General features: G+C 61.5%; 13 protein-coding genes and 2 pseudogenes. 10 read left to right on the top strand and 5 right to left on the bottom strand.

From position 1 onward, the window contains the following. The 3 genes and pseudogenes from ACR65J_RS09295 to ACR65J_RS09285 all read right to left on the bottom strand — a co-directional run. A partial coding sequence (locus tag ACR65J_RS09295) for a tetratricopeptide repeat protein (protein ID WP_440168039.1) occupies positions 1–3042 on the bottom strand: 3042 nt, incomplete at its 3' end. Further along, the gene (locus ACR65J_RS09290; RefSeq protein WP_440168037.1) at positions 3042–3425 is read right to left on the bottom strand and encodes a trypco2 family protein; all 384 of its coding nucleotides are present in this window, start codon (positions 3423–3425) and stop codon (positions 3042–3044) included. The genes ACR65J_RS09295 and ACR65J_RS09290, both read right to left, overlap by 1 nt. Positions 3426–3816: 391 nt before the next feature. Next, a pseudogene (locus tag ACR65J_RS09285) lies at positions 3817–4913 on the bottom strand (IS256 family transposase); the annotation flags it as partial. 20 nt (positions 4914–4933) lie between these two features. On the opposite strand from ACR65J_RS09285, the gene ACR65J_RS09280 reads away from it, so the two are divergent. Then, complete coding sequence (locus ACR65J_RS09280; protein ID WP_440168035.1) at positions 4934–5203, top strand: NAD(P)-dependent oxidoreductase; 270 nt, start codon at positions 4934–4936, stop codon at positions 5201–5203. A 17-nt stretch (positions 5204–5220) separates the two neighbouring features. Next, positions 5221–5862: an RraA family protein gene (locus ACR65J_RS09275; RefSeq protein WP_440168034.1), complete on the top strand. Its 642-nt coding sequence runs from the start codon at positions 5221–5223 to the stop codon at positions 5860–5862. Positions 5863–7101: 1239 nt separating this feature from the next. Here the strand turns inward: ACR65J_RS09275 and ACR65J_RS09270 are convergent. After that, the gene (locus ACR65J_RS09270) at positions 7102–7731 is read right to left on the bottom strand and encodes a hypothetical protein (protein WP_440168033.1); all 630 of its coding nucleotides are present in this window, start codon (positions 7729–7731) and stop codon (positions 7102–7104) included. Between the two features lie 758 nt (positions 7732–8489). On the opposite strand from ACR65J_RS09270, the gene ACR65J_RS09265 reads away from it, so the two are divergent. The 6 genes and pseudogenes from ACR65J_RS09265 (at position 8490) to ACR65J_RS09240 (ending at position 13512) form a co-directional block, all read left to right on the top strand. Next, positions 8490–10328, top strand: a complete 1839-nt coding sequence (locus ACR65J_RS09265; protein WP_440168449.1) for a M6 family metalloprotease domain-containing protein — start codon at positions 8490–8492, stop codon at positions 10326–10328. Beyond that, on the top strand, positions 10325–11068 hold the full coding sequence (locus ACR65J_RS09260; protein ID WP_440168032.1) for a hypothetical protein: 744 nt from the start codon (positions 10325–10327) through the stop codon (positions 11066–11068). The genes ACR65J_RS09265 and ACR65J_RS09260 overlap by 4 nt, the downstream gene beginning before the upstream one ends. Before the next feature lie 11 nt (positions 11069–11079). Continuing rightward, on the top strand, positions 11080–12000 hold the full coding sequence (locus tag ACR65J_RS09255) for an ATP-grasp domain-containing protein (RefSeq protein ID WP_440168030.1): 921 nt from the start codon (positions 11080–11082) through the stop codon (positions 11998–12000). A gap of 4 nt (positions 12001–12004) precedes the next feature. Next, the gene (locus ACR65J_RS09250) at positions 12005–12367 is read left to right on the top strand and encodes a hypothetical protein (RefSeq protein WP_440168029.1); all 363 of its coding nucleotides are present in this window, start codon (positions 12005–12007) and stop codon (positions 12365–12367) included. A 115-nt stretch (positions 12368–12482) separates the two neighbouring features. Beyond that, positions 12483–12857 (top strand): annotated as a pseudogene (locus tag ACR65J_RS09245) (zinc metalloprotease); the annotation flags it as partial. A 154-nt stretch (positions 12858–13011) separates the two neighbouring features. Further along, entirely contained in the window at positions 13012–13512 is a 501-nt protein-coding gene (locus ACR65J_RS09240) for a zinc metalloprotease (protein ID WP_440168473.1), read from the top strand. A 454-nt stretch (positions 13513–13966) separates the two neighbouring features. Here the strand turns inward: ACR65J_RS09240 and ACR65J_RS09235 are convergent, their stop codons facing one another. Further along, entirely contained in the window at positions 13967–14815 is an 849-nt protein-coding gene (locus tag ACR65J_RS09235; protein WP_440168027.1) for an AfsR/SARP family transcriptional regulator, read from the bottom strand. 382 nt (positions 14816–15197) lie between these two features. Between ACR65J_RS09235 and ACR65J_RS09230 the strand changes: the two genes are divergently transcribed. Beyond that, complete coding sequence (locus ACR65J_RS09230; RefSeq protein WP_440168025.1) at positions 15198–16799, top strand: esterase/lipase family protein; 1602 nt, start codon at positions 15198–15200, stop codon at positions 16797–16799. 309 nt (positions 16800–17108) lie between these two features. Continuing rightward, the gene (locus ACR65J_RS09225; protein WP_440168024.1) at positions 17109–18668 is read left to right on the top strand and encodes an IS30 family transposase; all 1560 of its coding nucleotides are present in this window, start codon (positions 17109–17111) and stop codon (positions 18666–18668) included. Positions 18669–18732 lie beyond the last annotated feature (64 nt).

Here is an 18732-nt window from a genome sequence, read left to right as displayed (position 1 = left end):
CGCCAGCCCCCGGTAGAGCCCGGCCGCCTCCTCGATGGCGGCCAGGGCCTCCTCCGGCCGGCCCAGATCCCCCAGCCGAACCGATAGGCTGCTCAGGGACCATGCCAGGTCGGAGGTGAAGGCCGCGGGCCTGGCCTCCGCCAACCCCCGGTAGAGCCCGGCCGCCTCCTCGATGGCGGCCAGGGCCTCCTCCGGCCGGCCCAGATCAGCTAACCGGGACGAGAGGCTACTCAGAGACCTGGCCAGTTCCGGGCCGGAGTCCTCCGGCTTCGCCTCCGCCAGCCCCCGGTAGAGTCCAACTGCATCCTCAGCGGCCTCCAGGGCCTCCTCCATCTGACCTAGATCAGCCAGCCGGTCTGAGAGGTTGTTCAAGGATCTCACCAGATCGGAGGTGAAGGCAGCGGGCCTGGCCTCCGCCAACCCCCGGTAGAGCCCGATCGCCTCCTCGGCCGCCTTCAGGGCCTCCTCCAGCCGGCCGAGGTCCCCCAGCCGGACCGAGAGGTTGCTCAGGGACAACGCTAGGTCCGGGACGGACTCCTCCGGCCGAACCTCAGCCAGACTTTGTTGCAGCCGGACGGACTCTTCGGCGGCCTGTAGGGCTTCCTCCCGTCGGCCTAGTTCCCCCAGCCGATCGGCAAGGTTGTTCAAGGATCTGGCCAGATCGGGGGTAAAAGCTGCAGGCCTGGGCTCCGCCAGCCCCCGGTAGAGCCCGGTCGCCTCCTCGGCCGCCTTCAGGGCCTCCTCCAGCCGGCCGAGGTCCCCCAGTCGGACCGAGAGGTTACTCAGGGACAACGCCAGATCCGGGACGGAGTCCTCCGGTTGGTTCGTGATCAGGTGCCGATAATGGTCCACTGACTGTTTTGCCAACGTTAGGGCCAGGGGGGCCAGGATGATGCTGCGTGGAGGTAGCCGGTCGACCAGATTGGCGGCGAGGCCGGGTTGGGGTGCCGCCTGGAGTGCTCGGTCGAGCACAGCCGGCAGAGGAGCGGTCTGGTCGGCAAGGGCGCGGTCGAGCAGGGCAGGAAGGTGAGCGGACAGGACCCGGTCCAGGGACGTGTGGACGGTGTGCCTGTGACTAGCACGGACGAGTCCACGCAGCAGTTGGCTGACCGCGGCGTTGTCTTGAGCGTCGAGAAGCAGCGCCAGGGCGGAGTCGGCAAGGTCTGTTAGCCGGTCCGTGGTAGCGAGGAGTTCTTCGGCCACCAGATCCGGGCGCAACGGTACAATCCAAGGGGGTTCCGGGCCAGGGTAAAGCCGGTACAGCCATGCTGCCGTCGTGCGGCGTTGGGGACCAGAAGCATCGGAAAGTCGAGGCACTGCAACAAGCCGGTCGACGGTGGCCTGCTCGGTTAAGGGGGCAGTGAGCGTCACCAAGGCCACTGCCTGATCCGCGGTATGCTCGTCCGGTTCGCCGCTGGTGTCGACCGGGCTGCCTGGGGTCATCCGCCACCGCCACTGTTCCCGGAGCAGCACACCCTGAAGGGTCTGGTTGCGCACGCCTTGGATCTCTTTTGAGCTGTCCCTGCCAGCGGGCTTCCGTTCGGATGGCTCAAAAGATGGATCCACCTGCGGGTCAGGGAAGGCGTCTAGGAATGCGGTCATATGGACCATCAATGGATTCGCAAATGCCTCATCACTCAGATTCGGGACGGGCACGGTACCTCTGCCAACTATACCGCCGGGCGGCTGGTCCATGATACTGGCAGCGGACGTGCGGGTGCGGAACTGGCCGAAGGCGTCGGCGGCGGAACGGTACTGGCGAGCACGTTCATCTAAGTCGAGTCCGCCGTCGGTCAGCTGCAGCGGAGGGTCGGCGTAGGTGTCTGCCAGTTGTTCGGTCTCGCGATTGAGTTGCGTCCACCACACGCGAATGTGTCGGGCGATCAGTAGCAACCGCACCGGTACCGCCCCCGGAGGCCGGAAGGCAAATCCGTTGAGGAGTTTGGCGACCAGGTTCCCGTGCTGGCCGGCTTCGTCGATGACCACCAGCGTGGGCCGGTCGTAGTCTAGGGTCGTGTCCCCCCCGGGCTGGTCGAAATCGGCGAATCCTGTGTCCCAGCCCTCGGCGGCCATCAGCAGACAGAGCTGGCCCGCCAGTCGTGTCTTCCCGGATCCCCCCTCGCCGGTGACCACCCGCAGCGCGAACGAATGCTCCTGACGGCACCATTGCTGGAGGTCGACCAGCTGCTCGTTCCGGCCGGAAAACGGCACCACTCCATGCTTGGCGAGCAGCAGCCGGGCCGGCGCTCTGGACGGGTCCGGTCCCGACAAGGAGCGGTAGGGCGGGCGCAGCCCGATACTGTCCTGAGCGGTGATGGCCAGGCGGGAGGGCAGATGCACCGGCTCAATTTCCCTCATATCTCCTATCCCCAGCAGGGCCGCAAGGTCAGGGTCATCCTGCAGTAGCCCGGACATCGACACCGCATGGACCCGGTCGGTGCCATAGCGGGCCGGGTCTATGGCAACCACCCCGACCAGGTACCGGCCGGCGAACACCGCCGCCCCCGACATGCCTGCCCATGGACTCCCACCCTCAGTCCGTTCACGCGGGGCACTGCTGACCACAGTAATCACCTGTGCACCTCGCACCATGCCGGACAGGGGGGTGATAAACCCGTGCAGGTGCTCGGTGTCGCGTGTTCCGTCCGGGCCAGGGACCGCCCACGGAAACCCCACCGCTAGACACGGCACCGGGTCTGTCCCCGTGATCCGCCCCCAGCGCGGGGCCGGACTGCCAGCCGGCAGATCCGGCAGTGACTCTGCCAGCAGCACCGCCACATCTGCCTCGTCATCGCGCCAGACCACAACCGCCGGAACCCACGACCCGGAAGCCAACACCGCCAACCGAACCCCAGCCGGGTCAGGGAACCCGGGTGGACCCGGTAGCGGGTCCCGGACCGGGTGCCCCGTCACGACGTGCGCAGCAGTGAGCACCATTTTAGGACCCACCCGGTACCCGGACCCATGCAACGCTACGCGCCCACCACCACCTACATTCTGAGGAGCCCAGATTTGCACGATGCGCCCCCGGTCGAACCCCATCACACTTCCCCTCTACGGATATTTCGTCGCGCAGAGCTCCCAAGAGGAGGAGGTTCCCCTGCCGAGCTGTCGTCGCTGTCATGGATCACCACGTCCCCATCAGGCCTTGAAGGGTCCCGAGGAGTCAGGACGAAGCTCACCTTATGCCCAGTGTCCCGGCCCGCCTTGCCACTGATCCCGGCATCCAGGAACGCGAATAGCTTCGCCCCGAACTTGGCCTCTGCCTCATACCGGACCACCACATTGATCTCCACGCTCACCGGGCCCACCATAAACGGCATCGATGGATCCGCACTCTCCCGCGCCTGCTTCAGCTCCTCCCGCAACGCCCCCACCAGCGATGTCAAAGGAATTAACCCCTCCGGCCAGTTCCCATCACTCACCACCCACTCCTCCTCCCACCACTGCCGCCGTCCAAACATGAACAGGCCTGGAAGCCGACATCAGAGTCGATCAAACCGGCTGGTGACAAATTGTCCGGACTGCCGGATGACATACGGCATCCGGTCCTTTCTGAGGACACTATGGCCAAATTGTACGAACTGACCGTTACAACAGCGTTACAGTCAATACTTGAATACTCGTCGGGCAAAAGGATGTGCACTTATGCACTGGCTTGTCCCAGTGTTGACTGTCTGTCGCTTTTGGTGATTGGCCCCTACAATCACGTCCTTTTTTGCTCCCACAAAGACCTCACATACGTTGCCTTCATAACTAAACACTTGGAGCACTGGGACTGTCCGATAAACGGTGTGTGGGTCCGGCCGGTTTTCATTATTGAGTGGTTCTTTCGAACCGGCCGGCGAAGGTAATCGCGAACGCGTTCAGCGCCGGCTTCCACCTCATCACCCAGCGTGCCCGACCGCCGCCGGTTGGATCAAGGGACCTAGTGACTAGATACAGGCATTTCAGGGCGGCGGTCTCGTTCGGAAAGTGCCCGCGGGCCCTTACTGCCCTTCGGTAGCGGGCGTTGATTGACTCGATGGCGTTCGTTGTGCAGATCACCCGCCGGATCTCCACGTCGTACTCCAGAAAGGGCACGAACTCGGCCCATGAGGCTTCCCAGAGCCGTACGATGGCCGGATATCGCTGGCCCCATTCGGCGGTGAACTCGGCGAACCGGTCCTTTGCCGCTTGCTCGGACGGGGCCGTGTAGACGGGGTTGAGCGCCTTGACGATGCCGTCGCGGTGCTGGCGTCCGGCGTAGCGGAAGCTGTTGCGGATCAGGTGCACGATGCACTGCTGCACCACTGTTCGCTCCCACGTGGTGGTGATCGCCTCGGGCAGGCCCTTGAGCCCGTCGCAGACGGCAATCAACACATCTTCCACGCCCCGGTTCTTCAGCTCGGCGAACACCTGCAGCCAGAACCGTGCACCCTCGCCGCCGTCGCCGGCCCAGATCCCCAGAATCTCCCGCTCCCCGTTCACGGTGACGCCCATGACGACATAGAACGGGGTGTTCCGCACCTGCCCGTCACGGACCTTGACGACGATCGCGTCCACGAAGAGCACCGGATAGACCGGATCCAGCGGCCGGGCCGACCATTCGGCCAGTTCCCCGGCGACCTTCTCCGTGATGCGGCTGATGGTGTCTTTGGAGACCCTGGCCCCGTAGACCTCCTCGAAGTGCGCGGCGATTTCCCCGGTGGTCAGCCCCCGGGCGGACAGCGAGAGGACGATCTGGTCGATCCCTTCCAGACGCCGTTTCCGCTTGGGCACGATCACCGGCTCGAATGATCCGTCACGATCCCGGGGCACCTCAATCTCGACCGGTCCGATCTCGGTCAGCACGGTCTTCGACCTGGTGCCGTTGCCATGTTGGCTGCGATCGGCGTCTGGCCATGCTCGTGCCCGAGGTGCTCGGTCATTTCCGCTCAATGAGGACGCCCTCGTGGACGCCCTCATAGAGGGACAGATTGCCGGTGCAGCGCTGGATGTCCTCGAAGCCGAAAGCATCGACATGAAGGATCCGCTGGCCCACACCCGCGTTCCACTGAGAGAAGTACCGAACCTCATCGTTACCCCGCACATTGCCGGACAAACCCAGGAAGCGTTCCTCGAAGCCGGAACGAAATCCTGGGCCGAGGTCAAGGCTGTGCTGGCCGGCAATACACCAACCTTTCCACTCAACGCCGACGACCTGCAAAAGCTCGCCGTCTAACCCGATCAAGGAACCACGTGTATATCAACGCACCGGCAGACAACATCGCCGTCTACCCTGAATGGCCGCGCCCCTCCCGGGACATCGTGCAGTCCCTCGCCGCCTACCCGCCAGCACTGATCGGGGACGTGCGCAAGCGGATGGACATGATGTCCGCCGACATCCGCTGTCTTACCCCCGGCACCCGCCTTGCCGGCACGGTGCTGCCCATCCAGACCTGGGAAGGCGACAACCTGGCCATCCACCGCGGCCTGGACGAAGCCAAGCTGGGCGACGTGCTGGTCATCTCCGGTAACGGCGTGACCAACCGGTCCGTCTTCGGGGGAATTCTCGCTGAAATTTGCCTGCACAAAGGCGTCGGCGGAGTGATCATCGACGGCGCCGTGAGGGACGTCGAAGAAATGAACGAGATGGGCATCGCCGTGTTCGCCCGTGCCGTCGTCCCGGCAGGTCCCTCCAAGAACGGGCCGGGCTACGTCGGCAAGCCGGTCGCCTGCGGAAACGTCGTCTGCAACCCCGGTGACGTGGTCATCGGGGACCAGGATGGCATCGTCGTCATCCCGCAGTTCGAGCTCAACGAGACCCTTCGGGCCCTGCCAGGCCAGGAGAACTTCGAACGACAGATCCGCTCCCGCATCACCGAACACGTCGCCCCCTAGCAGCACCCGTCCGACTCAAGCAGTGGCGGCAGCCCGGTCCAACCGAGCCGCCGCCACTGCTGTCTTATGCCTCTGGAAAACAATGACACTAAAGCGGGCAACCGCCCACCAGCACACCAGCACACCGAATGGTCCCTGTTAGTTAACGCCTGGGTAGAAATCCGCGGCAACGGCCAAGTGATCAGAACTGGCTTTGTCGATGTTGCTATGCCGAACTCCTCCGCGCTCTGGATCGCCGCGGACAGCCAAAACTCGCGGCAAATCTTCGAGGCCCTGAAGGCCACGAATTATGGGTTACGCCCCAAGAGCTCAGCGGTGACCTTAAGTACCGCGTGACCGCCGGACAAATCTTCCACAAACAGCTCGAAAGTGATGAACGAGCAAAGCAGACAAACATAAGTGTGGACACTGTCCACACCCTCTATGTCAGAACAAATTAGCCGCCAGGCCTTCCCGGAGGACCCGTAAGGCACTATCCACCTGAGGCTCCGGACCAGACTCGGTGCGGTCATGTCGTGGTCGCACCCGGAAACCATGAACAGGTGTTGGCACTCTCGGCCAACCCTACGAAAAGCGGAAGGAAGTAACGGCACAATCCACTCACAGCAGGCGGAGGGCCCACCAGCCAGGGACTTGAACCGCCACCCCATACACCTGAACAGGCCCCGCGGCGGCCAGGCCACAGCCCGCGACCCAACCCGTCAGAGCGACGCGACCACAAGCTTTGTCAACACGTCAAAGCAAAATCGCCCCTGACGAGGGGATCTGTCGTGCCCGAGGTGGGACTCGAACTACATTCCAGCCCTTGCAACCACTCGGAAGCCGCGGGAACGTGCGGAAATCGGGCGGCTCCGGTGCTGATACAAACGAGTCCGCAGCCCAAAGTGTGGACATTGTCCACACCCCCTTTTCGCTTGTCACAAGCTTTTCGCCTACAGCCCTGATGCCGGAGAGGGGGACCTTCCTAATCTGCGCCGGGACCTTCGCAATAGAGTTCATGGCTCGCGCCGCAGCAGCCTTCTGGGGCGGGAGAGTGCCAACAGTCGTGACTCTCTCACCACAGCCGTTCGCACCAATTCAGCGAGGGCGCGTCGCTGAAATTTCGAGCCTGACCCCGCGGCTTGCACTTCGAGCGCGAGGTCTGCGTTACCGGTTAAGCATTAGACGACCGCAGTGTCGTCGCCGAGATAAGGAGACCCTCCGGTAGTCCATATGCGCCGGGAGGCTAACGCCCAGGAGCTAAGAAGACAAATGATTGGGAGCGGCATGAATGATTGTCACAGTCTCCTTATCGCTTCCAACCACGACGTCGGCGCCTACGACCTTCAAGTTGCCTAGATCCCTAACCAGGTGCTCAACATCATCCGCCCTTCGCCCTGCATCGGTTCGGCCACCCGCAACTGTTTCTGCCCGGAGGAATGCCGCCATTACGTCACCGCGAGCGCCTAGTTGAGCCGCTGCCGCATTGCCTCTGGCTTCGAGATCTCCGTGTACGAAGATTGCAAGCGCGATCGCCGAAGCGGCAAGCACAAGTGATCCCCCAGCGATGAAAGCCACGGTGACGGGTTCTCCCAGACCGTCTGTAAATGACCGCACGTAACCTACAATCATGCTCGCAATAGCAGTTAGGCCGCCCACACTCGATACAGCGGCGAGCCACCACTTGGTCATTTTCGTTACGCCGGACGAAATGAGTTGGAGAGATTCGGGCGTGTCTGCGCGCCATGTCCGCTGAAAATTACCATCCCTAAGAGCGTTGTCATCTCCTAAAAGTCCACTCCCCTGGAGGATAATCTTCAGATCCAGTTGATCGGCGCTAGTTCCTGCTGCCGGCTGAGTCCATTTGAGTGCATCAATGCTGTTTGCCATGGTCTTCCTCAATCGCGAATTGATGACAGAGAAGCCTCGCTCCTCAGTGGAAGTGTGGTTCTCCTGCGACTAAGTGGATAGAGCCCTTGGTCCCGGCGGCAAGACGCTCGCGCCGGCATAACCATTCCGACGTTTCTGCCGTCGAATCTCTGGACATCGAAGCCGGCAGGTGTCCGTGATGGCCGGCCTTCGTCCTTTCCGACAACCTCAATCGTTCGTACCCAGCCAAGGAGGCGAGCATATCGAATATAAGCCTCCCACCGTCCATGCCCTCTTTGGCAGGACAATCACCAGAGCGACTCCCTTGGGAAGCCCTTGATTTCGCTTTCCCAGAGTTGTACATGAAAACGCAGATATCATGTTGTCCCCGCACCCTCGGCGCGTAAATAGGCGCCGGACCACGCCCTGGCCCACGGCACTGAGCCGGAACGAGGATCCGCAGAAACCACCCACAGCAGGCGGAATACATGCGGAATATGGAGAGGACGGCTCAGATGGCACCCGATCCGAAGCTGAGAGTGTGGAAAGTGCAGACACCAGCTAATTAGGCAGTCAGATTTCGGCGTTTGCCTGGAACTTCCCTTGCTGGCTTTTGTGAGCCAGCTTCCGCATTCAAGCGCGTCCCGACTTGGCAGTAACGCGGTGATAACGCCGCCTCGGTAGATTTCACTGCGCCGGGCTCCCGCCCGGCCGCCGCGCCGGCTCCGCTGCGTGGAACGCCGATCAGGCGAGGCCGACGATTTGAAGAAGGGGTTGTGATGCAGCAAAAGGTTCCGGGGAGCGGCGGCGATTTCAGCAACTTGCGAGGCGGCCTCTGCGCGGTCTCTATGAGTCCCGACGCCAAGGCCCGCCTGAGTGATGAAGTTTCCAGGCTTCGTTCTGCAGAGGAAAGAGGAGTCACCTCCCTCCTAGGATTCACCGCCCACAGCCGCCCGCTTGGTTTTGATGACGGCTTAATCTTCCCGCCCGAACACTTCGCGCCTGGCACCCCAGCCCGTTCGATGGCTGCGGCGGCAGCAACAAGGGCGCCGTTGCGCGGGACGGTCCGCGTCATCGTCGTCCTCGTCGAATTCAGCGACAAGCAGCTTGCTCAGTCGGCAGCCCATTTCTCCGAGTTGTTCTTTTCCACCGGTGCGCTGCCCCACGGGAGCGTTCGGGAGTACTACTCCGAAGTTACCGGAGGGCTGGTGGACCTTGCCGGCGAAGTTGTGGGGCCCTATACCCTGCCTCAAACGCTCGCATGGTATGCCAACGGCAATTTTGGTATCGGCAGGCCCAGCGGTACTGCAAGGGCGAACATTCTGGCCAATGACGCGGCCGCCGCAGCGGATCCCGATGTGGACTTTGGCCCGTACGACAACGACGGCAACAACTACGTCGACGCCTTCATCGTCGTCCATGCCGGCCGTGGCGGGGAAGAAACGCTGAACCCGGGAGACATCTGGTCGCACAAATGGAACCTTCCAACGGAGCGGTCCGCCGATGGCAAGAAAATTTTCGCGTACCTTACGATTCCTGAGGACAGCAAGATCGGCGTCTGCGCCCACGAACTCGGACACTTGCTGTTCGGCTTTCCTGACCTGTATGACACCGACGACACATCGGAAGGCGTGGGCAACTGGTGCCTGATGGGCGCAGGTTCCTGGAACGGGGGCGGCGATATTCCTGCACACCCCTCGGCCTGGTGCAAGGTGCAGCAGGGGTGGGCCGCAACTATCAACGTGTCGACCGCGGGCACGGTCAGCCTTCCGGACGTGAAGATCAGCCGCAAAGTACACCGCCTTTGGAAGGACGGAGGCAGCGGGCCGGAGTATTTCTTGTTGGAGAACCGCCAACGCACAGGCTACGACGCCAACCTTCCCGGGGACGGACTGCTGATCTGGCACATCGACGACAACCAACCGGGCAACACCGACGAAAACCACTATAAGGTCGGGCTGGCGCAAGCGGACGGCAAGCGGAATCTTGAACTCAACCAGAACCGGGGGGACGCCGGTGACCCCTATCCCGGGACGGCCAACAACACCGTCTTCAACGGCAGCAGTACGCCGTCGTCCAATTCTTATGCTGGTCAGTCAACCTCCGTCTCCATCACATCCATATCTGCTTCAGGGTCCACCATGACAGCCAGGATCTCGGTGAGCACCAAAGCCCCGCGCAAGGAGCTGAAGGATTCCAAGGATGTGTCGACGTCCAAGGAGTCGTTCAAAGAGCTCAAAGACCGTCAGGACAAGCCGCGGTTGCTGGACAAGTCACTCGCCAAAGACCTCCGTGACACCAAGAGCGGGGTGAAGGATTACAAAGATCAGCATGACAGCCCCACCCCGCCCTCCTCCCCTCCGTCGGATACATGGGTAGACGACGCCGGAACCGCCCCCCTCCTGGGAGCAATTATTGAACTCGAAGACCGGGTCGCAGCGTTGGAGGGTCTGGTCGCATCGTCCATGGGCGCCGTCGAGCCTTTCATCGCTGCGGACCAAAGGCCGGATTTGATTGGTGGGACGGGCTCCCTTGGCCCCGGTAGCGAACTGATCAATCGCATGGAACAGGGCGACAGGGACGCGAAGGTCTCCTTTGACTCGCCGCCCCTGCAATGAGCACCGCGTTCCTCGTCATTGCCGATCCGCACGATGGTGGGGCGGCACGGGTGACGCGCCGCCTGTCCGCCCTCCAAGGCGGACAGGGCGTGCTCCAGGTCAGCCCGAAAATCCTCAGCCGATGCGAGTGGCTGCACACCGTATCTTCCACAGGTGCGTGCCACACGACAATCGGTGTTCCGGACGGACGAACTCTGGATGACCGAACTCTCCGTTCAGTGTTGAACCGGATGGCTTCCCCGCCTTCCGTTCCAGCCTTCAAGACGGCTTCGGTGAAAGACCGGGATTACGCCGCGGCCGAATTTCAAGCCCTGTTGACAAGTTGGCTGGCGAGTCTGGGGTCCCGAGTCATCAATCGCACTGGTCCTGGCCTGCTGGCGGGTGCCTACGGGCCACCGCTGTCGTGGATGGCCCATGCCTTTGCGTCGGGACTAAAAGTCCAAGTTGCCCGCATGGCAACACCTGACCTGGTTCCGTACTGCGCGACGGACATACGCCAGCCGGACAGGTCCGACGGTAGTTACGTAGTGGTGGCAGGACAACGGCTGCTCGGTCCGCTGGCACCCGCGTTCGGAGGGCAATGCCTGGATTTGGCGCGGCGGTTGGGGCTGCTGCTGGCCTCGTTTAAGTTCGTCCACTCAGAGGGTGAGCTGAAGCTGGCAGGTGTGGACTGCATGCCAGCACTGGCGCAGGACGGGGAGGTTGACGTCGTCGTGCGCCTGATGGCGGAGGAGCCCTGAAGGGAGGGGGCTTGATTCTTGTCTTCGGGCGGCCTGATGATCCGCCTATCGCGCTGCTGCTGGATGCCCTCCAGCGACGGAACGCCAGTTACATCTTCATTGACGATAGACATCTTGCGCACGCGAGCTTGTCACTTCACCTTGATGGCGGACGGGTGGACGGCCGGCTGAGGGGCGCCGGCGAGGACATCGCGCTGTCGGCCATCGGATCCGTGTACGCGCGCCTGCTCAACGTCGTCATGCCAACGGACCTCGACCAGGCGTCACACGTCCAGGCATTCCACGCACTCTTTACCCAATGGCTGGACCTCTCCCCCGCTTTGGTCGTCAACCGTCCCTGGGCCATGGCTTCAAATGCCTCCAAACCGTACCAGGCCCAACTGATCGCCGCGGCGGGTCTTGAGATCCCCGAGACCCTGGTCAGCAACGACCCGGAGGAGATTGAGAAATTCCGAAGCGGCGCGGGACACGTCGTGTTCAAATCCATCAGCGGCGTGCGCTCCATTGTGGCTGAACTTGGCAACCGCCATTTGGAGCGCTTGCCGTTGGTCCGGCTCTTGCCCACCCAGTTCCAGGTTGCCATCCACGGTACGGACGTCAGAGTGCATGTGGTGGGCGGACGCACATTCGCCACCGAAATCAGCGCTGACGCGGACGATTACCGCTACGCTGCCCGATCCGGCGTTGAAGTCCAGCTCACGGAAATCGACCTTGACTGCCGCATACGGAACGCCTGCATCCGTCTGGCTACCAGCCTTGGACTTCCCCTGTGTGGCATCGACTTACGGCGCACCCCGGATGGTCGGTGGGTCTGCTTTGAAGCCAACCCGATGCCGGCCTACAGCTACTACCAGGAAAATACCGGAGCAGATATCAGTGGCGCCCTGGCTTCGCTGCTGCTGGACGCTGCCCAATCCCGCAACGGACAATAGCTCCATGGTCCAGGCCATAGAAAACCTCGCGAACATCACAGGGACTGTGCTGGCGATCGAAGAGCATCCCCGTCTCAACGGTTGGAGTGTGCTGACACTCCAGCTGGAATCCGTACAGCCCCTCAAGGGCAGCCCCGAACTTTGGAACGGCCGGACCGGACAGGCGCAACAGGTCGCCATCCGCAACGGGCTGCTGGAAGCGCCCGGGACACAATCTGCCGCTTCCAAGCCCGATGTGGCTGCCCTCGTCAATACGAGGCTGCGCTGTCCCGCCCAACTGACCGTCGACGGCATAATGTGCAAGCCGTATCCGGAACCAGGCACCTTCGCCTTGAGCCCGGAAGCCGGCAGCATGCCCGAGCTCTAGCTAAGCCAGCAGTCCTTTCCCGCTCCCGTTTTCGGTACATTCGACGGTGGTAACGCAACGGTAACGAGTAAGGCCGTTTAATACGATGACGTAGACAAGACGTCAGGAGCCAACCGTGAAAGCAGGATCACCCCGGCCGCACTGCGATCTCAAGCCGCAATCCCGCCCCGTCCTCCGCCCCGACCTCTCACCGCGCAGGGAGCGCCTTATCCGAACCCTGCGGCTCAAATGGGTAAACGGCACGGTGCTGCACTACTGGTTTTTGGATGCACCGGCACCACAGAAAGAAGCCGTCCGGAAAGCCTTTCAAGAATGGAAGGACCTGGGCATCGGCCTGGAGTTCGCGGAAGTCGCCGATCACAGTGAAGCCGAGGTGCGCATTGGGTTCGATCAAGGCGACGGCTCCTGGTCCTACGTTGGCCGGGACATCCTGGGCATCAACGCTAATGAACCCACGATGAATTACGGCTGGGACCTCACCGACGACTACGGCCGGACAACCGCTCTTCACGAAATCGGCCACACACTGGGAATGCCGCACGAACACCAGAATCCTTTTGCCGGGATCGTCTGGGACGAACAAAAGGTCTACGACTACTTCGGCGGGCCGCCGAATAATTGGCCGCCCGACCAGACCCTGAACAATGTCCTACGGAAAAATCGACGCCAGCGAAGTCGAAGGTTCCTACTGGGACCCGGACTCAGTCATGGAGTACTGCTTCCCCGCCGGCCTGATCAACGAACCTGCAAAATACCACGAAGGACTGAATCCACCGGGCGGCCTGTCCGCAGCCGACAAGGAATGGGTCCGGAAATTCTTCCCAGCCCTCGCACCCAAGGTCCCCGTCCTGCAGCCGTTCCAGTCGGTCCCTCTCTCGCTCGTCCCAGGAGAACAAGCCGACTTCTCGCCGCTGCCCCAGGCATCACGCAAATACGAGATCGGTACTTTCGGCACCTCCGACACCGTCATGGTTCTGTTCGAGGAAGTTGACGGTGAACTGCGTTTTGTTGCCGGTGACGACGACGGCGGCGAGAACCGCAACGCCCATCTATCCGCAAAGCTCTTCCAAAACAGGCGCTACGTCGTCCGTGTCAGACTCTATTGGTCGGGAGAATCAGGGCAAACGGCCATCATGCACTGGTGAACCGGCATCCGCTCCGCCCCCTTGTAGGCACGCCAAATGTCCAAGAGTCCCTTCAGTCCAGCGCTGCAGCGGGCGGAAAGGCAATCTTGCGTCAATCTTTCGCAAAGACAGACCTGCCGCTGATGGCCGTGGGGCAGGATCAGAGCAACGACAAAGAGGGCACCTCACTCGAGGAACGACTCGCAGGCCGGCAAGGCGGTTCAGGGGCACAAAACCAGCCGCCCTTCGGCAGGCAAGGCCCATGTACTGGGAGGGAGTTACCGCAGTGGCGGAGGACCAATGGTTTGTACCCGCCGGCGATGAGGACACGGACCCCACCGGCCGCTCGCCGGGTGTCATGGTCATCCGGACGTGGTGTGAACCTGGACAGCCGCAGGAATTTAGGGCTCGCATAACCTACGGGCACTCCTCCGATACTCAAAGGATGGTGGCCACCGCCGACCCAGCCGAGGTCCTACGAGTCGTCAAGCGTTGGATCGCCTCCCAGCCAGGAGTCAGCCGCCGGAACTAACTTTCCCCTCCTAGGGCGCTCCTCGCTTCGGGTTGCACCGGCGATGAGGGCCTTCACCGATTCGGAGGGTGCCAGGCCCAGATCCTTTTCCAGGCGGCGGCGAAAGCGTTCGTAGCTTCGAAGCGCCGCGGCACAGTTTCCTCTTTGCAGCTCGGCAGCGATCAGGTGCCGGACGGCATCCTCATAAAGGGGTTCGATCTGCAAAGCCGCCTCGGCTGCCTCTTCGGCCCTGTCCGGGTCCCCCGCGGCCAGGCGCTCCCGGGAGATCACCGTCAGCGTCCGGAGAAGGTCCTGCTGCAGCCGGTCCTGCTCAAACACAACCCAGTCCTCGTACCACCCCGGAAGCAAACCGGCGTTGCGGCATTCACGCAACACGTAGAGACCGTCGCTTCCTGTGGTTCCGCTTTCCCTTACGGCCCTGATACTGGCGCGAAGCCGATGCAGGTCGATGTCTACACGACCGGCAATGGACAACACTGGACCGTCATTGATGATCAGCCCGGGAACCTGCCGCGAGATCAGATGCACGCTGACTCTCAGGCTCTCCAAGGCCCTCGCATCCGGATGCTCGGGCCACAGCAATCCGGTAAGAAAGCTTCGAAGGCTTGGCCCTCGGACAGCCAACGCGGCGATCAGTCGCTGCTGCCTCGCCGCTACATGCACCGGCACCGAGTCCCGGCGCAATTGCCAGGACCGCAGCAAATCCAGTTCTAATTCTTCATAACCATCGGCGCCCATAGGAACCTGATCTCGTTCAGTCAGCTCCGGTAGTCGGACTGGTAGAAAGAGCATCCTCACTCCAATGACCGGTGTCAATGAGCATTTCTCCCCTATTTTCCAAGGCGAGAGGACACTCTCCTATAGGCCTGACGGCATTGAATACCTGATAAAAGAACTCCAATCATTGCTTCCAAGCGGCAAATATCCCCTGACGCCTTGGGCACGGCAGGCGGCCGTCCATAGTTCCCGGCGGCTGTAACGCGCCAGTAACGCTGCGGGATGTGCACTGAGTGCTAATGGGACTGCGGCCCTGATGATGGGCAGTACCGATGGACTGCCGGTTCCAGGAGTCCAGCGCCTACTCCGGACACCGTCCCGCAGGGGTTCGGCCGCTAAACGGGACCGTCGATAAGACGGGCCCTACATTCCTCGTTATCTCCATTCAGGAGTTGCCATGGCTCAGTTCCTTCCCATCATTTACGTAAGGGGTTTCGCCGGTGGTACTAGGGGAATCGATAAAGCGGCGGATGACCCTTTCTACGGGTTTAATGAAGGCTCAACGCATGTGCGAATCGGTGCCCAAGGAAATGCCCGTTTCTACCAGTTCGAATCGCCCTTGCTACGACTCATGATCGACTACGGTTACCAGCTGAAAGTGAACGGCGACCAGCAACGCCTGCTGGACGACGCCGGGGTCGACTCACTGCCACCGCGGACTATCTGGGTTTACCGCTTCTACGACCCCAGCGCCTCCACGTTTGACCGCCCGCCCGTGGCTTACCGGATAGAAGATGCCGCCAGGGGGCTGGCTGACTACATCCAAAAGGTCCTCGACAAGACGAAGGACGCTGACCAGGTGTACCTGGTTGCCCATTCCATGGGCGGGCTGGTTTGCCGGTCTGCCATCCAGCGGTACATGTTCAAAGCCGGGCAACCGTTGAGCCCTGAGCAAGTTGATGCCGGCGAAGGCTTCGCCCCGGATCCCGCTGACCAGGCTGAGGTTGAGCTGTCGGGAAAGGTTGCCCCACCCTTCCCGGTCTCGAAAGTAGTCACATACGGCACGCCTCATGGCGGGATCGACATTGATTTGGGCGGGGCGGTTGGCAACTGGGTCATCGAGACATTCGGGCCAAATGGCTCGGATATCTTCAAAGAGCCCAGGATGCGGGAATATCTCTCTCCCGAAGGAGAGGAGGATTTCACCCCAACGGGAGGCTGGGACCCACGCGTTCCTTACTTCAGCGCGCTCCCGGCGGAGCGGTACTTATCGCTCGTAGGAACCAACCCCGGAGACTACGACGTGGCTCTTGGCTGGTCGTCGCGGGCTGTCGGCGTCAAGAGCGACGGACTGGTGCAAATCCGCAATGCATACGTCAAAGGCTCGAACAGGGCGTATATCAATCGATCCCATTCCGGGCGGTATGGCTTGGTCAACTCGGAAGAGGGCTACCAAAATCTTCAGCGTTTTCTCTTCGGCAACCTTAAGGTGGCCATCAGTCTTACAGACCTTGCCCTGGATACCAGTAACGGGACAGTCTGGCAGGCAGACGTCGGACTAGCGATCCGCGGAGTGCCCGTGCTTATGCATTACCAATCGGCCTCTACCCACTGTCCGGTAGTGCTTAACGAGGCGAACCGGGACACACCGCTCAACCCTGTGCCTCTTGTAACGTCCTTCCTCCTGCCGAAGGAGAACCCCGCGCATCCCCGTAGGTACGCCTTGGATCTGCGGGTCTACGCTCTAAGGGAAGAGGGCGGTTTCCTGTCCTTCGGCTCCCATCTGGAGCAAGTGGCCGACTGGCAGGACACGCTGCTGGTCGATGTCCTGGCCCGGGCCGACGGAACCCTCGAGGGTGCACGCTATCAATGGAACTCGACCCTGGCCGGAGCGATAGCCGCGGCTGACCGATTGGCAAACGAGATTGCCTGGGACCCAGCACCTGATCACACCTCCGAATCCCCCAGCTATACGGCCAAGATTGAATTCCCTTTCGTTGCCCAAAAGGTTTTAGGTGAAAAAGCACACCTCACGGCCGGCGTCGGGCAATGGCAGTGAAACACCCGCTGCCGGTCGTGGCCTGGCGTAGCAGAACATGCGATGGGTCGAGCACCTGCGTCACAGCCCATTCGCCGCCGAAGCAACGACTAGGACGGATCAGCAAAACTGTCCGACCTCGTCTCAGGCGACAACGGCAACCCTGATCTCCAAGATTCCGTTGAAAATAGGCCGTGGTGCAGGTCACACGTCTCTCCGCGGAAATGAGACGTCGTTTCGCAAGGGTTACGAGGCAGTCTTGAGGCGGAGCAGTTAGGGCACCCCGGATTCTGTTGATCGAAGCAACACCCAATCCAGGGAGTTCCTTCGATGTATCAACAGTTCGATTCGCCCACCGGTGTTAGGTTTCTTGCTCTCATCAAAGAAGGCAAGAGTTTCAGAGAGTCAGTACGGGTGACCGGAATCGGTAAGGCGACCGGTTATCGATGGTTGCGTGATGAGTACCTCCGATACCGGGGCAATGGCCTCGATCATGCGGCAGCCCAGACAGAACTGGGATTCATCTCGCGCAATGCAGAGAAATGGAACGAACGTTTCCTAAGCCGAACCGGGCGCCATCATTTCCAAGTCGATCCAGCGGTTGAGGAAAGGTTCTGGTCCTCCTACTCCACCGGCATGAGCGTATTGGCTGCTGCCGCATCAGCCGGCGTAAAGCATACGACTGGGTACCGGTGGATCTACCGTCGTTTCATCTCCTTGCGAAGCCGGCTGCCCCTGGCAGAGGTAGTACACGCTTTACGACTGTCGCCGGGGACCTCCGTCAGGTGGGAAACCCAGCGGAAAAAGGAACTGGAAGCCGAGAAAGCACGCGTGCAGAAAGCCGATCGGGATGCGATCCGGACCGCGAGGATCGTAGCCGAGCGGGTGGCAGCTCCTTTGTCTCCAGCACAAAAGCGACGCGTGTTACGGGAGACACGATATTGGGAGCTGGTGGGCTCCGGTGCTTCCAATGCTGCCGCCTGCAGGATGTTGGGCGTGAGCAGGGTTATCGGGACAAGGCTTCGAAATCAAAGGGCAAAACAACCACGGGCCAGCCTCAAACCTCCGTCGGGCAGGTACTTGTGCCTGCGGGAAAGGCTGCATATGGCGGACCTGCTCCGCATGGGATGTTCCCTACGGCAAATTGGCAGGGAGTTGGGGAGACATGCGTCGACCATCAAGCGGGAGCTTGACCGGCACCGTGATCCCCGGGGTCGCTACTTGCCCCATATAGCCGATCACGAAGCGCGCAGCCAGCGACGTCGGCCGCGAGAGCGGAAATTGCAGACTAATCCACGCCTGCACGCACTGGTGCAGACAAAGCTAACCAGTCACTGGTCCCCGGAGCAGATCTGCGGGTGGTTAGCCCTGGAGTTTCCCGCTGAACCAGGTCTGCGGCTTTGTCCGGAGACAATCTACCAAGCACTATTGTTCGGCGACCATGGCGGACTAAGTACGGACGGCAAGCCACGGCTGCGCACCGGACGAAAAATCCGCAAGCACCGGTGGCGGACTGGATCGGGGCACGGATCGGTCGTGCAGAACATGACCATGATCAATGAAAGACCACCCGGCGTTGAGACCAAAGCAGAGGCCGGTCATTGGGAAGGTGACCTCATCGTGGGCGTCGGTTCCGCGTCGGCCATGGTTACCCTACGAGAACGCAAGACTCACTACGGAATCATCATCAACCTCCCGCACGGGCACACCGCAGCGCAGACTAACCAGGCGATCATCGCTGCCTTACCGGCCCACCTGAAGCAGACACTGACCTGGGACCAAGGCGTGGAAATGGCCCGTCACCAGGAATTAGCGGCCGCTACCGGACTACGGTGTCAGCGATGGTCGAAAAGTGAGCCATTTCGCGGGCTGAAAAGTGAGCCACTTTGACGCTGGTTATTCTGCCGTATTTTCTGGTCTTGTCGAGGGCAGCGAGTCGACCTGTGTGTGTTTG

The organism is Arthrobacter sp. SAFR-044 (assembly GCF_059414985.1).
Note: the sequence above shows the minus strand (reverse complement) of the source record. Positions and strands in the feature narration are given on the sequence as shown.

Coding starts and splice junctions, on each gene's coding strand:
- ACR65J_RS09240 (WP_440168473.1), top strand. CDS start 13,012: ATGTCCTACGGAAAAATCGACGCCAGCGAAGTCGAAGGTTCCTACTGG.
- ACR65J_RS09250 (WP_440168029.1), top strand. CDS start 12,005: ATGGTCCAGGCCATAGAAAACCTCGCGAACATCACAGGGACTGTGCTG.
- ACR65J_RS09225 (WP_440168024.1), top strand. CDS start 17,109: ATGTATCAACAGTTCGATTCGCCCACCGGTGTTAGGTTTCTTGCTCTC.
- ACR65J_RS09270 (WP_440168033.1), bottom strand. CDS start 7,731: ATGGCAAACAGCATTGATGCACTCAAATGGACTCAGCCGGCAGCAGGA.
- ACR65J_RS09265 (WP_440168449.1), top strand. CDS start 8,490: ATGCAGCAAAAGGTTCCGGGGAGCGGCGGCGATTTCAGCAACTTGCGA.
- ACR65J_RS09260 (WP_440168032.1), top strand. CDS start 10,325: ATGAGCACCGCGTTCCTCGTCATTGCCGATCCGCACGATGGTGGGGCG.
- ACR65J_RS09235 (WP_440168027.1), bottom strand. CDS start 14,815: ATGCTCTTTCTACCAGTCCGACTACCGGAGCTGACTGAACGAGATCAG.
- ACR65J_RS09230 (WP_440168025.1), top strand. CDS start 15,198: ATGGCTCAGTTCCTTCCCATCATTTACGTAAGGGGTTTCGCCGGTGGT.